Source organism: Nostoc sp. ChiVER01 (genome assembly GCF_034531155.1).
Taxonomy (GTDB): Bacteria; Cyanobacteriota; Cyanobacteriia; order Cyanobacteriales; family Nostocaceae; genus Nostoc.
The window spans coordinates 1-420 of sequence record NZ_JAVRBS010000050.1 but is presented as its reverse complement, the minus strand read 5'-3'; the positions used below and the strand labels follow the sequence as shown (position 1 = coordinate 420).

Genomic DNA, 420 nt, shown 5'->3' with positions numbered 1-420 from the left:
CCTTTCCTGTCTCTACATTCCACAGTTTGATTGTCTTGTCAGCACTGCCAGAAGCTAAAGTCTTGCCGTCGGGGCTAAAACTTACGCTATTGACCCAGTTATCATGCCCAGTCAGGGTATGGATTTCCTTTCCTGTCTCTACATTCCACAGTTTGATTGTCTTGTCAGCACTGCCAGAAGCCAAAGTCTTGCCGTCGCGGCTAAAACTCACGCTATTGACATAGCTATCATGCCCAGAGAGGGTGCGGATTTCCTTCCCTGTCTCTAGATTCCACAGTTTGATGGTGTTGTCACTACTGCCAGAAGCCAAAGTCTTGCCGTCGCGGCTAAAACTCACGCTAGAGACAGTGTTATCATGCCCAGTCAGGGTGCGGATTTCCTTCCCTGTCTCTAGATTCCACAGTTTGATGGTGTTGTCAC

The 420-nt window shown here is 48.8% G+C and carries 1 pseudogene; it reads right to left on the bottom strand.

From position 1 onward, the window contains the following. Window positions 1–420: pseudogene (locus RMY00_RS34845) on the bottom strand (WD40 repeat domain-containing protein); the annotation flags it as partial.